Source organism: Streptomyces aquilus (assembly GCF_003955715.1).
GTDB lineage: Bacteria > Actinomycetota > Actinomycetes > Streptomycetales > Streptomycetaceae > Streptomyces > Streptomyces aquilus.
In genome coordinates this window covers 7317260-7330772 of sequence record NZ_CP034463.1, presented here as the reverse complement: position 1 = coordinate 7330772, position 13513 = coordinate 7317260, and the positions used below count along the sequence as shown (strand labels likewise).

Annotated in this window: 11 protein-coding genes; 2 read left to right on the top strand and 9 right to left on the bottom strand. The window is 71.9% G+C overall.

Features of this window, described 5'->3' with window-relative positions; genetic code table 11:
• Positions 1-4 precede the first annotated feature (4 nt).
• The gene (locus EJC51_RS33880; protein ID WP_126274541.1) at positions 5-2998 is read right to left on the bottom strand and encodes a glycoside hydrolase family 3 protein; all 2994 of its coding nucleotides are present in this window, start codon (positions 2996-2998) and stop codon (positions 5-7) included.
• A gap of 244 nt (positions 2999-3242) precedes the next feature.
• Here EJC51_RS33880 and EJC51_RS33875 point away from each other — a divergent pair, with 244 nt between their 5' ends.
• Complete coding sequence (locus tag EJC51_RS33875) at positions 3243-3755, top strand: hypothetical protein (protein ID WP_126274540.1); 513 nt, start codon at positions 3243-3245, stop codon at positions 3753-3755.
• Positions 3749-4246, top strand: a complete 498-nt coding sequence (locus EJC51_RS33870) for a hypothetical protein (protein ID WP_244362967.1) — start codon at positions 3749-3751, stop codon at positions 4244-4246. Before EJC51_RS33875 ends, EJC51_RS33870 begins: the two co-directional genes overlap by 7 nt.
• Positions 4247-4252: 6 nt before the next feature.
• On the opposite strand, the gene cimA is transcribed toward EJC51_RS33870, so the two are convergent.
• From cimA to ureA, 8 genes are all read right to left on the bottom strand, one after another.
• Positions 4253-5857 carry a citramalate synthase gene (gene cimA, locus EJC51_RS33865; protein ID WP_126274539.1) on the bottom strand — a complete coding sequence of 535 codons (1605 nt, stop codon included), beginning with the start codon at positions 5855-5857 and terminating at the stop codon, positions 4253-4255.
• A gap of 309 nt (positions 5858-6166) precedes the next feature.
• Positions 6167-7456 (bottom strand): TolB family protein, encoded by a 1290-nt coding sequence (locus EJC51_RS33855; protein WP_126274537.1) that lies wholly within the window; start codon positions 7454-7456, stop codon positions 6167-6169.
• 52 nt (positions 7457-7508) lie between these two features.
• Positions 7509-8792 (bottom strand): TolB family protein, encoded by a 1284-nt coding sequence (locus tag EJC51_RS33850; protein ID WP_126274536.1) that lies wholly within the window; start codon positions 8790-8792, stop codon positions 7509-7511.
• A gap of 133 nt (positions 8793-8925) precedes the next feature.
• Positions 8926-9528: a TetR/AcrR family transcriptional regulator gene (locus EJC51_RS33845; protein ID WP_126274535.1), complete on the bottom strand. Its 603-nt coding sequence runs from the start codon at positions 9526-9528 to the stop codon at positions 8926-8928.
• Positions 9525-10022, bottom strand: a complete 498-nt coding sequence (locus EJC51_RS33840; protein WP_126274534.1) for a hypothetical protein — start codon at positions 10020-10022, stop codon at positions 9525-9527. The genes EJC51_RS33845 and EJC51_RS33840 overlap by 4 nt, the downstream gene beginning before the upstream one ends.
• Before the next feature lie 9 nt (positions 10023-10031).
• Positions 10032-11060, bottom strand: a complete 1029-nt coding sequence (locus EJC51_RS33835; protein ID WP_126274533.1) for an agmatine deiminase family protein — start codon at positions 11058-11060, stop codon at positions 10032-10034.
• Between the two features lie 8 nt (positions 11061-11068).
• Positions 11069-12781 carry an urease subunit alpha gene (locus tag EJC51_RS33830; protein WP_126274532.1) on the bottom strand — a complete coding sequence of 571 codons (1713 nt, stop codon included), beginning with the start codon at positions 12779-12781 and terminating at the stop codon, positions 11069-11071.
• Complete coding sequence (ureA, locus tag EJC51_RS33825; RefSeq protein WP_126274531.1) at positions 12778-13476, bottom strand: urease subunit gamma; 699 nt, start codon at positions 13474-13476, stop codon at positions 12778-12780. Before ureA ends, EJC51_RS33830 begins: the two co-directional genes overlap by 4 nt.
• Positions 13477-13513 lie beyond the last annotated feature (37 nt).

Sequence of the window (13513 nt, the reverse complement as noted above, 5' to 3'; positions counted from 1 at the left end):
CTGGTCAGGTCGCCCGGTAGGCCGCCAGCAGGCTCTCCACCGCCTTTCCGTACCGTCCGGTCAGCAGCAGATGGTCCGCCTCCGCGAAGGGCTTCGCCGAGGCCGCCGTCACCGGCCGCTGCTGGACGATCAGCCGTGCCTTGGTCACCAGGGCGCGCCCCGCCTCGTCCGCCCCGGTCCTCTCGGCGACGGCGGCCGCGACGGCGAGGGCCTTCAGGGCCGTCGCCCCGCCCTCCGGGACCCTGGTCAAGGTGGTCAGGCCCCAGCCGTACGGGAACTGCGGGTCGTACGTCGCGTCCCCGACGTTGATCGGCAGCTGCGCCTCCGACCTGGGCCAGGTGACGGGGAGTTGACCGGTGAAGGGCCGCCTGCCGTAGAGCACGTCGGCGACTCCGGCGCCCTCGGTGCCGGGCAGCCAGGACGCCACCAAGGCGTCGATCGCGCCGAGCCGGTCGCCGATGAGCTGAGGGCGTCCGGACACGATCAGCACCGCGCACTTCATGGCCGCGCACACCTTGTCGACGGCCGCCTTGTCGGCCGCGGACAGCTCCAGGTCATGGCCGTTGCCGACGTCGCCGACGCCCTCGGCGTACGGGGTCTCCCCCACGACGACCACACCGACGTCGTAGCCGGTCGTGGGCGCGGAGGCGTCCTTGGAGTATGTGACGTCTCCGCCGGCGTCGCGCAGGCCCTCCAGGATCGTCGTCCCGGGGACGATGTCGCCGGACGCGCCCTGCCAGGTGACCGTCCAGCCTCCGGTCTGGTTGCCGATGTCGTCGGCGTTGGAACCGGCGACGTACACCTTCTGGGACTTCTTCAGCGGCAGCACCCCGCCCGCGTTCTTCAGCAGCACCTGCGACTCGGCCGCCGCCTGCCGGGCCACGGCACGGTGTTCCGCGGAACCGATCTTCGCCGCGCCGCTGGTGTCGGCGTACGGCTTCTCGAAGAGCCCGAGCCTGAACTTCTGCGTGAGGATGCGGGACACGGCGTCGTCGATCCGTGCCTCGCTCACCCGCCCGGCCTCGGTCTCGGCGATGAGCGCGGTGCGGAAGGTCCGGTAGGCGTAGGGGGCCATGACCATGTCGACGCCGGCGTTGACCGAGATGCGGACGTCGGAGGTGTAGTCGCCCGGGATCTGGTTGATGCCGTCCCAGTCGCTGATGACGAAGCCGTCGAAGCCCATCCGGCCCTTCAGCACGCCGTTGATCATGTCACCGCGGGCGTGCATCTTGACCGGGCCCTGGCCGTCGCCGATGACGTCCAGGGAGGAGTACGACGGCATGACCGTGCCGACGCCACGGTCGACGGCCGTCCGGTACGGGGCGAGGTGGACCGCCTCCAGCTGCTGCCGGGTGACGGTGGTGACGCCCTGGTCGATGGTGTAGGTGCCGGTGGTGGAGGAACCGTAGGCGGTGCCGCCGTCGCCGACGAAGTGCTTGGCGGTGGCGAGGACCTTGTCGTCGTCCTTCAAGTCCCTGCCGTTCGCGGCGCCTTGGAGTCCCTGGATGATCGTCTCCATCGAGTCGACCAGGGCCGGGTCCTCACCGAAGGACTCGTAGGAGCGGCCCCAGCGTTCGTCGCGGGTGACGCAGAGGCAGGGGGCGAAGTCCCAGGGGACGCCGGTGGCGCGGACCTCGGCGGCGGTCACCGCGCCGGTGCGCTGGGCGAGTCGGGGGTCGCGGGTGGCGCCGAGCCCGATGTTGTGGGGCATGACGGTGGCGCCGACCAGGTTGTTGTGACCGTGCACGGCGTCGACGCCGTAGATCAGGGGGATCTGGAACCTGGTTGCCTGGGCCCGGAGTTGGAAGGCGTCGATCATCTTCGCCCAGGCCTCGGGGGTGTTGGGCGTGGGGGTGGAACCGCCGCCGGAGAGGAGGGAGCCGAGGGCGTACGCGGCGATGTCGCCGCCGGTCCCGACCGCGCCCCGCTCCGCCTGGGTCATCTGACCGGCCTTCTCGGCGAGGGACATCCGGGAGAGGAGATCGGCGACCCGCGTCTTGACCGGCAACTTGGCGTTCAGATACGGCAGTCCGTGGGCGTCGATCACGATCTGCGGGGTCTCGTCGGGGGCCTTGGCGCCGGTGACGGTGAGTTTCAGCGGGATGGTCTCGGCGCTCTCCGCGGCCTTGTCCTTGAGGGTGCGGACCTGGATCGCCCGTGTGGTGCCGGAGGCCGTGCCGGCGGGGAAGGTGAGGGTGCCGGAGACGGGGACGTAGTCCTTGCCGGGGTCGGCGGGCGTCTCGTAGGCGACCGTGACGGGCTCGTCGACGGGGGCGGAGCCGGTGGTGGCCAGGGTCACCTCGACGGTGGCGGTGCCGCCTTCCTTCACCGGGTACACCGGCGCGTCGGTGAGGACGGAGGCGCGCCGGGACTGGTCGGCCCTGCCGTACAACTCGACGCCGTCCATGGCGAACCGGCCGGGTGCGCCGACCGGGAGGGTGACCGCGTACCCCCAGGTCTCGGTCAGTCCGAGGATGTGGTCGATACCGCCGACGGGCTGGTAGTCGGTGCGGTACGCGAAGTCGGTGAAGGGGATCTCGATCTGTTTCCAGCCACTGAAGTCGTCGGTGAACGACGTCGTCCAGAGCTCGGAGGCCTCGCCGTTGGCGCCGCCGTCCTTGAGCTCGAAGGCGATCTTCTTGCCGTTGTTCTGCCCTTCCCACCAGAACCGGATGCCCTTGTGGGAGGACCAGTCGTGGGCGGGCTCGGCGAAGGCGAAGTCGTGGGTGAAGCCGCCGTAGCCGCTGATGTCGTAGCTGCCGGAGAGGACCTGGTCGCCCTCGGGGGCGTCATCGCGCGCCGCCAGCCGGAGCGTGGGCGGGTCGTCGGTGTCGCTGCCCCAGGTGAAGAGGCCACCCTCGGGCGGGTTCGCGAAGGGGACCTCGCCCTCGAAGCGGTCGACGGGGACCGGGGCGGGATCGTCGGCGGCCTGTGCGGCCAGCGTCGGCAGCAGGGCCGCCAGCAGGGTGGCGGAGGTGAGCAGGGCGGTTCTTCGCATGGAGCTTCCCCCTCGGCTCGCGTGGCTCTCGTGGTCCACACATGACTTACCTCACGCCGTGAGTTAACTGGCGGCCCGCACGCCCGTCAAGGCATCACGTCAGCCATTCGGGCTCTCGGGTCGCTCGCACAACTCCCGTCCCCATCAGGCATGTTGTACGACCGCAACCCGACTGGTGCCGGACGGTGGTCGTGCCGTCCCCCGCCGAGTGATGTGGTCGGTGCAGAACTGGAGGGGGCGGGACGTGAGGCGTGTGGGGGTCGCGATGGCGGGTGCGGTGGCCGGGGGGCTGCTGCTCGGCGGGTGCAGTCCGGCGCATTTGTCGCTGGTCGGCGTCTGGCTGGACACGGACGGTCGGCCGCTGGCACGGGTACGGCCGTGCGACGGCGACCAGTCGGCCGGCGTGACGCTCCGCGCCTATCCGGACGACCGGAACGGTGGTCGTGGCCGCCGGGGTCATCAGGCCGCGAACGGCTGGTCGGCACCGGCCGTGCCCGCGCTCGCCGACACCACGTTCCCGCTCTTCGCGCCGCCCGACTCCTGGCACCCGGAGACGGTCGGGCCGCAGCAGATGCTCTCCCGTGCGACCTACACCTTGGAGTTCACGGCGTACGAGCACGAGGACTTCGTGGACTACGTCGGCGAGGTCACCTTCAGCGCCGCCGACCTGGCCGGTCTGGAGCGCGGTGAGGTCTGGGCGGACGGGCGGGCGATGAGCCGGGAGGCCTTCGAGGACCTGGTGGGGGACGCGTGTTGAGGCGGGGAGCGGCGGCGGTGGGCGCCATGGCGGGGGCGCTGCTGTTGAGCGGGTGCGGCGCGGAGGTGTTGCCGCTGGTCGCGGTGCGGCTGGACGCGGCCGGGGCGGCGGAGGTGGTCCTGCGACCGTGCGGGGACGACCTCGTGCAGGGGCTGGGCCTGGACGGCACGACGGCCGCGGAGGCCGACTCGGACTCCGCGCGCAACCGCTCCGGCTGGCGGGCGCCGGACCGGCTGCGCCCCGACGACGCCGAGTTCCCCCTCTTCTCCCCGCCCGGGGACTGGCACGTCCGCCCGGCGGGAGAGCAGCGGCTGGTTCCGGGATACACCTACCGACTTGCCTTCGGAAAGGCCGAGTTCGACTACGAGTACACCGGCATCGTCGCCTTCACCGCCGACGACCTCGCTACCCTCGCCCCCGGCCAGGTCTGGGCCGACGACCGTCCCATGAGCCTCGGCGAGTTCGAGGAGCTCGCCGAGGGCTCGTGCTGAGCGGGGTTATTCGGCCGGGGTGACGCCCGCGCGGAGGAGGCCGTACGTGTACGCGTCCTCCAGCGCCTGCCAGGACGCCGCGATCACGTTCTCCGCAACCCCCACCGTCGACCACTCCCCCGCCCCGTCGGACGTGGAGATCAGGACGCGGGTCGTGGACTGGGTGCCGTGGACGCCCTCCAGGATGCGGACCTTGTAGTCGACGAGGTCGAGCTTGGCCAGCTGGGGGTAGATCTTCTCCAGGGCGACGCGCAGGGCGCGGTCGAGGGCGTTGACCGGGCCGTTGCCCTCCGCCGTGGCGACGATCCGCTCGCCCTTGGCGAAGAGCTTGACCGTGGCCTCGTTGGCGTGGCTGCCGTCGGGGCGGTCCTCGACGATCGCACGCCAGGATTCGACGGCGAAGTACTTCAGCGGCCGGCCTTCGACCTCGGCGCGCAGGAGCAGTTCGAAGGACGCGTCCGCCGCCTCGTACGTGTAGCCCTTGAGCTCGCGCTCCTTGACCCGCTCCACGACCCGTCCGACCAGCTCGCGGTCGCCGCCGAGGTCGATGCCGAGCTCCTTGCCCTTCAGCTCGACCGAGGCGCGGCCCGCCATGTCGGAGACCAGCATCCGCATGGTGTTGCCGACCTGCTCGGGGTCGATGTGCTGGTAGAGGTCGGGGTCGACCTTGATCGCGGAGGCGTGCAGGCCGGCCTTGTGGGCGAAGGCCGAGACGCCGACGTAGGGCTGGTGGGTGGACGGGGTGAGGTTGACGACCTCGGCGATGGCGTGCGAGATCCTCGTCATCTCGCGCAGCTTGCCCTCGGGCAGCACCTTCTTGCCGTACTTCAGCTCCAGGGCCGCGACGACCGGGAAGAGGTTGGCGTTGCCGACGCGCTCGCCGTAGCCGTTCGCCGTGCACTGGACGTGGGTGGCGCCCGCGTCCACCGCCGCGAGGGTGTTGGCGACCGCGCAGCCGGTGTCGTCCTGGGCGTGGATGCCGAGGCGGGCGCCGGTGTCGGCCAATACCGTGGCGACCACGGCCTGGACCTGCGCCGGCAGCATGCCGCCGTTGGTGTCGCAGAGGATGACGACGGAGGCGCCCGCCTCCGCGGCGGCCCGTACGACGGCCTTGGCGTACTCGGGGTTGGCGCGGTAGCCGTCGAAGAAGTGCTCGCAGTCGACGAAGACCCGGCGGCCCTGCGCGACCAGGTACGACACCGTGTCGCGGACCATCTCCAGGTTCTCGTCCAGCGTGGTGCGCAGGGCGAGCTCGACATGGCGGTCGTGGGACTTGGCGACCAGCGTGATCACCGGAGCGCCCGACTCCAGCAGTGCCTTGACCTGGGGGTCCTCGGACGCCTTGGCGCCCGCCCGGCGGGTCGCGCCGAAGGCGACCAGCTGCGCGTGCCTGAACTCGATCTCCACCTGGGCGCGGGCGAAGAACTCGGTGTCCCGCGGGTTGGCGCCGGGCCAGCCGCCCTCGATGAAGCCCACGCCGAAGTCGTCCAGGTGCCGCGCGATGGCCAGCTTGTCCGCGACGGTGAGGTTGATGCCCTCCCGCTGGGCGCCGTCGCGCAGGGTGGTGTCGAAGACGTGGAACTGATCGTCGAGCTCGCTGGTTTCGGTCATGGTCTCAAGGCTCCTGAGGATTGGATCTCGGTCGTACCGGAATGACCGGCTCCACCGCCCCCACATACTCCCTCGCGCTCTCGCCTCCGGCTGCGGGTGGGCCAGAAAAGCGAAAAACCCCTCGCGGGTGCGAGAGGTCTGCGCGCGGGTCGAGGACGACGGTGTCCGCCCGTACCTGGTCGTACGAGACGGTCACTGCGGACCGGCGCGCCTGCTGCCAATAATCATGGCGAACGAGAGCACGGGGGCAGTCTGGCACAAGTCGCCCCCGCACTCACCGTCCGTCTCAGAATGCGAACCCTCTTCTGGTCAGCGCAGGTGGCGGACGAAGCCGTCGGTGACCCCGTTGGTGTCGTCCGGCACGAGCTGTGTGGAACCGGAGGAGAGCCCGACCTCCTTGCCGCCGCGGCTCACGGAGTAGAGGGTGACGGCCTCGTCCTCGACCGTGCCGCCGGTGACCGATTCGCTGACCAGGCGGACCGTGCCGGTGCGCAGGTCGCGGAGGTAGACGTTGCCGACGCCGAAGTAGCCCGTGTCGCGGTTGCGCGGGGTGGACTCGTAGGCGACATAGCGGCCGTCGGGGCTGAGCTCGGGGCTCTGGGTGCCGAAGGCCGTTTCCGCGTTGTGCGAGATCCGCCGGATCTTGCCGGTCCTCAGGTCGCGCACGCAGACGTCGGTCTCGGTGCCGTTGGTGTCGTCCGGGACCAGGTCCGGGGCGCTGGAGCTGAAGGCGACGTACCGGCCGTCCGCGGTGAGCGAGGCGTCGACGGCCATGGCGGTGGTCGGGGTGCCGTCGGGGGTGACGTTCAGCTGCCGCTGGGTGCCCTTCTTGATGTCGTACGCCCACAGGGCGGAGCCCGGGCCGCGGTACTGGAACTGGTCGTAGACGAGACGGCTGCCGTCGTCGCTGACGTCGTACACGACCGACGTCCACTCGGGGCGGGTGCGCTCGCTGACGCGCTTCACCTTTCCGGTCCGGCGGTCGAGGAGGTAGAGCATCCGGTAGCCGTTGGGGTCGTCGGCCTCCATCCGGTTGGGGCGGGCGGTGAAGGCGACGTAGCGGGCGTCGGCCGACATTTCGGCGCCGCCGACGTCGACGGAGCGGCCGTCGATCCCGAAGCTGAGCCGTTCGGTCCTGCCGGTGCGACGGTCGTGCAGGTAGACGTCGTCGACCCATTCGTCGGCGGGCGGCGGGGTGTCCCAGTGGACGAGGTTGCGGGCCTGGGAGGTGAACAGGACGTACCGGCCGTCGCGGCTGATGTCGAACGCGGTGGACGTGTTGTCGGCCTGGACGCCCGCGGAGCTGACGTTGACCCGCTCGACGGTGCCCTTGCGCAGGTCGCGCACGAAGACGTCGCGTTGTCCGTTGGTGTCGCCCGGCACCAGGTTGGTGGCCTCCGAGGAGAAGACCGCGAAGCGGCCGTCGGCGCTGAACTCGGGGCCGTAGGTGTAGCTGTCGGCCTGCTCGCCCGTGGGCGAGGTGCCGAGGCGCTCGGTGTACGGGGCGGGCGCCGGAGCGGCCGACGCCGTGGCGGTGGAGAGAGCGAGCAGGGCGGCGACGACGCCGGTGGCGAGTGCGGTGCGTGTGCTGGCGGACAAGAGCGGTTCCCCCTGTGGTGGTTCGTCTGTGCTCGGTGTCTCGGTGTTCCGGTCAGTGCAGGCGCCGGGCGAAGACGTCCGTCACCCCGTTGGTGTCGTCCGGCACGAGGTTCGTGGCGTCCGACGCGTACGCGATCCGGGGGCCGCTCAGGGCCGCGCCGCCGGTCGCCGGGCCGTCCGGCTGGGTGCCGTCGGCGGCCGTGCTGACCCGCTCGGTCGCGCCGGTCCGCAGGTCCTTGACGAAGACGTCGGCGACACCGTTGGTGTCGTCCGGTACGAGGTTCGTGGCGGCCGACACGAAGGCGACGCGGCGACCGTCCCCGCTCAGGTACGCCCCGGAGCTCGCGCCGTCGCCCTGCGTGCCGTCGGCGGCGGTGCTGACGCGCACGGTCGTCTGCGACGCCCGGTCGAAGACGAAGACGTCGGTGACCTTGTTGGTGTCGTCGGGCACCAGGGAGCGGACGTTGGAGGCGAAGGCGAAGACCCGGGCGTCGGCGCTGAGCGACGAGTCGAACGAGCTTTCCTTGTAGACGTACTTGGTGGGCCGGCTGATCTGCTCCGTGGTCCGCTCCACGCGGTCGCGTACGTAGACGTTGCGGGCGTGGGTGTAGTCGTGGGCCGGGTCCAGCTGGTCCGCCGACTCGAAGGCCACGTACCGGCCGTCGGCGCTGAGCGCCGCCCCGAGCGAGTCGGCCTCGCCGAGGGTGCCGTCGGTGCGGTACTGGACCAGCTCGTCCCGCCCTGTCGTGCGGTCGTGGACGATCACGTCGTCGCGCCCGTTGGTGTCGCCGGGCGCGGCGTCCGGGGCCGAGGTGGTGTACGCGACGACGCGGCCGTCGGCGCTGATGGCGGGCGAGTAGTTGAGCAGGTAGCGGGGCGGCACGTCCGGGTGGCCGTGGCTGATCCGCTCGGTGCGATGGGTGCGGCGGTCGACGAGGTAGATGTCGTCGAGGCCGTTGTCGTCGTCCCGCGTGAGCGCGGCGGCGGTGGCGACGACGACACGACGGCCGTCACCGCTGAGCGCCACGTCCGTCGCCGGGCCCTCCCCGACGCGTTCGGTACGGCCGGTGCGCAGATCGCGGACGAAGGCGTCGGCGACGCCGTTGGTGTCCCCCGGGACAAGGTTGGCGGCGGCCGACACGAAGGCGACGTACCGGCCGTTCGCGCTGAGCACGGGGCGTCCGGAGGGACCGTCGGCCTGCCGGCCGTGGGTGTCGACGCTGGCCCGCTCGGTGCGCTGCGGGGTGTGCGGGCCGGCGTGGGCCGGTAAGGCGGCCAGGGCGAGCGCGGTCGCGGCGAAGGCGGCGCTCAGCGTCGTACGGCGTGCGAGATGCATAGAAAATCCCCCGATTTTCCGTACTGGCAAAGGAGTTCGGTGCGGACGGCGGACGTCCCCGACCTCTCCACGAGGCAAGCGCATCACAAGGCACAGGGCAATCCCCCGAATTGAGTACAACCCGGGCGCGGGCTCAGGCGTCCGCGAGGAGGGTCTCGTTCAGGAACTCCCGCACGTGGCCGAGAATCTGCGGTCGGTCGGTGCCCCGGAGGCCGATGGCGACGTGGATGGAGAAGCCGTCGAGGAGTGCCCGCAGGCGCGCCGCGAAGCGGTCGGGGTCCACCGGCCGGAACTCCCCCCGCGAGATGCCTTCCGCCAGCAGCGCCACCAGGTCGCGGTGCCAGGCGCCCTCGATCGCGGCCTGGCGGTCGCGGGCCGCGTCGTCGGCGTTCTGCGAGCGGTTCCAGACCTCCAGCCACAGGGTCCAGTGCGGGTCGCGGTGGCCGTCGGGGACGTACAGGTCGACGTACGCATCGAGCCGTTCCCGCGCGGTGCCCGTACGGGCGAGGAGCCGGCCGCGCTCGGCGCCCAGTCGGCCCTCGCTCCACTCCAGGGTCTGGAGCAGCAGTTCGTCCTTGGAGCGGAAGTAGTAGAGGAGGTGACCGCTGCTCATGCCGAGCTCACGGCCGAGCGCGGCCATGGTCAGCTTCTCCAGGCCGCGGTCGGCGATCATCTCCATGGCGGCGGTGAGGATGCGCTCGCGGGGCGGGGCCGGGGTGCGGCGGGGGCTGGTCATACGGCGGTCACCCGGACCGCGTCGGGCAGGAATCTCGTCTCGTACGGGCTGGTGCAGTCGGCGAAGAGGGTCGCCACGACCGCACCGCACCCGCCGCACACCTCGTTGGGCCCCTCACGGCCGGGCGGCCCGCAGCAGCCGATCTCCTGGGACGCGGGGTTCTGCGCGAGATACCCGCGGGTGTCTTCTGGATGCACGACCAGGGTGCCGCGCGGCCCGGCGGAGACCAGGAACCCCGGACCGTCGGGGTCCCCCATCCAGGCGTTCCCCGGGTGGGCGGCGTCGGCCCACTCCGGGTCGGGGTGCGGGACGTACGGCGCCCCGCACGCCTCCGGGTCCACGGCATACGTCCCGCGCGGCATCGTCGCCGGGGCGCGGCGCACGCCGTCAGCGCCCCGGCTGCCGTCGTACTCCGGGCAGGCCGGCACCTCGGGCAGCGGGCGCAGTGGCTCGGTCAGCCGTGCGCCACAGGCGACGCAGTTCAGCACATTCACCCGTACGTTCTACCTGACGCCCGCCCTGGGCTGCTGCTGGGTGATGCAGTGGATGCCGCCCCCGCCCGCGAAGATCGTGCGGGCGTCGACGAGGGTGACCGTGCGGTCGGGGAAGAGGCGGCGGAAGATGCCCGCGGCGAGTTCGTCGTTCGGGTCGCCGAAGGCGCAGAGGACCACGCCGCCGTTGCAGAGGTAGTGGTTGATGTAGGAGTAGTCGACCCAGTCGCCGTCCTCGTCCTTCAGGACGGTCGGCGCCGGGATCTCGACGACCTCCAGGCGGCGGCCCCGCGCGTCGGTCTCGCCGCGCAGGATCTCGACGTACTCCAGGGACCGGGCGTGGTCGGGGTGGGCCGGGTCGCGCTGGCTGTGGACGACCACGACGCCCGGCCGCGCGAACGCGGCGACGATGTCGACGTGGCCCTGGGTGCCGTACGTGCCGTAGTCACCGGCCAGGCCGTGCGGGAGCCAGATCGCCTTGGTGGTGCCGAGCTTGGCGTGGATCTCCGCCTCGACCTGCTCCCGGGTCCAGCCGGGGTTGCGGCCCGCGCCGAGCTGCACGGTCTCGGTGAGCAGGACCGTGCCCTCGCCGTCCACATGGATCGCGCCGCCCTCGTTGACGAGCGTGCTGCCCAGCACCGCCACCCCGGTCAGGTCGGCGACCTGCGCGGCGATCTTCGCGTCGTGCTCCCAGCGGGCCCAGTCCTGCCCGCCCCAGCCGTTGAACGTCCAGTCCACCGCGGCGAGTTGACCCGCCCGGTCCGTCACGAAGGTCGGGCCGATGTCCCGCATCCACGCGTCGTCGAGCTCGCGCTCCACCAACTCGACGTCCGGACCGAGCAGTTCACGGGCCGACGCCCCCTGCCCCGGACCGTGCACCATGGTCACCGGCTCGAAGCGGCGCACCGCACGGGCCACCGACGCCCAGGCGGCACGGGCCTCGGCCAGCTCCTCGTCGTCGGTGAACGTCGGGTTGGGGCCGGGCCAGGCCATCCAGGTGCGCTCGTGCGGTTCCCACTCGGCGGGCATGCGGAAGGTCATGGAGGGTCCTAGAGGAAGTAGAGGCGGTTGAGGGCGACCGAATCGGCCGGTTCCGAGTGCAATGGCTCGCCGTCCAACGTCACCAGTCCCGTGCGCTGGTCGACGTCGACCGCTCCGGTACGGGAGTTGAGGCGCAGGTCGGCCGGTCCGATGCCGCGGGTGCCGCGGACGGCGACCCTGCGGCGCCGGGTCGGCATCGAGTCGTTGCCCTGGTCGACGGCGGCCTGCGCGACGAAGGCCACCGAGAGGTCGGCGGGGGTGGCGCCGTACGACCCGAACTGCGGGCCCAGGACGAGTGGTTCGCAGGTGTCCGTCGCCGCGTTGGGGTCGCCGACGACCCCGTACGCCGGGAACCCGGACTTCAGCACCAGCTGCGGCTTGGCCCCGAAGTACTCCGGGCGCCACAGCACGATGTCGGCCAGCTTGCCGACCTCGATCGACCCGACCTCGTGCGCGAGCCCGTGGGCGATGGCCGGGTTGATGGTCAGCTTGGCCATGTAGCGCAGGACGCGCTCGTTGTCGTGGTCGTCGTTCCCGGCGCCGAACTCGGCCTTCATCTTCCCGGCCATCGCGAAGGTGCGGCGGACCGTCTCGCCGGCGCGCCCCATGCCCTGCGCGTCGGAGGAGGTGATGCCGATCGCGCCCAGGTCGTGCAGCACGTCCTCGGCGCCCATGGTCCCGGCGCGGATGCGGTCGCGGGCCATGGCGGCGTCGCCGGGCAGGTCGGTCTTGAGGTCGTGGACGGAGACGATCATGCCGTAGTGCTCGGCGACCGCGTCCCGGCCGAAGGGCAGGGTGGGGTTGGTGGAGGAGCCGATGACGTTCGGCACGCCGGCCATCTTCAGCACGTTCGGGACGTGTCCGCCGCCGCAGCCCTCGATGTGGAAGGCGTGGATGGTGCGGCCCTCCAGCACCCGCAGGGTGTCCTCCACCGACAGGCATTCGTTCAACCCGTCACTGTGCAGGGCGACTTGGACGTCATACTCCTCGGCGACGCGCAGTGCCGTGTCCAACGCCCGGGTATGGGCGCCCATGTCCTCGTGCACCTTGAAGCCGCTCGCCCCGCCCTCGGCCAGCGCCTCGACCAGGGGCGCCTCGTGGGACGACGAACCCCGGCCCAGGAAACCGATGTTGACCGGCCAGGCGTCGAAGGCGTTGAACGCGTGCCGCAGCGCCCAGGGCGAGTTGACGCCGACGCCCCACACCGGGCCGAACTCCTGCCCGATGACCGTGGTCACCCCGGACGCCAGCGAGGCCTCCATGATCCGCGGCGACAGCAGGTGGACGTGGGTGTCGACGGCCCCGGCGGTGGCGATGAGCCCCTCGCCGGACACGATGGACGTACCGGTGCCGACCACGACGTCCACGCCGTCGAGGGTGTCGGGGTTCCCGGCCCGCCCGATGGCGCAGATCCGCCCCTCGCGGATGCCGATGGACACCTTGCGGATCCCCAGCACCGCGTCGATCACGACGACGTTGCTGATCACCACGTCACAGGTCTCGCGGACGGCCGCGGCCTTGAGGTGCAGTCCGTCGCGGGCGGTCTTGCCGAAGCCGGCGAGGAACTCGTCGCCGTACCGCTGGGAGTCGGCCTCGACCCGGATCGTCAGCCCGGAGTCACCGAGGCGGACGCGGTCGCCGGCGCGGGGGCCGTGGGTGGCGGCGTACTCGTGGGGGGTGAGGCGCCGGGCCTCGGCGGGGTGTCCTCCGGGGCGGCTCATACGACGACCTCCTCAGTGCTTGCCCCCAGGTAGCCGCAGGCGGCAGCCCTCCGCAGCGCCTCTTCCCGGACCCCCGGCGCGTCCAGCTCCCCGTCCACGAGCCCGGCGAAGCCGATGGCCACGCGCGCCCCGCCGATCGGCACGAGCCCGACCTCCAGCGACTCCCCCGGCCCGAACCGCACCGACGACCCGGCGGGCACGGCGAGCCGCATGCCGTAGGCGGCGGCGCGGGCGAAGTCGAGGCGCGGGTTGGCTTCGAAGAAGTGGAAGTGGGAGGTGACCGAGACGGGGACGCCGGCCGTGTTGGTGACCGTCAGCCGTACGACCGCCTCCGGCTCGGGGTGCGCGGGCCCCGGCAGCAGCGCGCCCGGCGCCTGCTCCGCGAGCCCGCCACCCCCGATGGGGTCGGAGACCACCGCGAGCCGCGAGCCGTCGTCGAAGACGGCCTCGACATGCACCTCGGTGACGACGTCCGCGACGCCGGGCAGCACGTCGTCCGGGCCGAGGACGGCGCGGGCGCGCTCGATGGCCTCGGCGAGCCGGGCGCCGTCCCGGGCTGCCTCGCACACGGTGTCCGCGATGAGCGCGGTGGCCTCCGGCACGTTGAGCCGGAGGCCGCGGGCCCTGCGGGCGCGGGCCAGCTCGGCGGCGCCGAAGAGCAGCAGGCGGTCGCGTTCGGTGGGGGTGAGCCGCATGTCGTTCCCTTCGCTTTAGAGCAACACTCTAAACCGA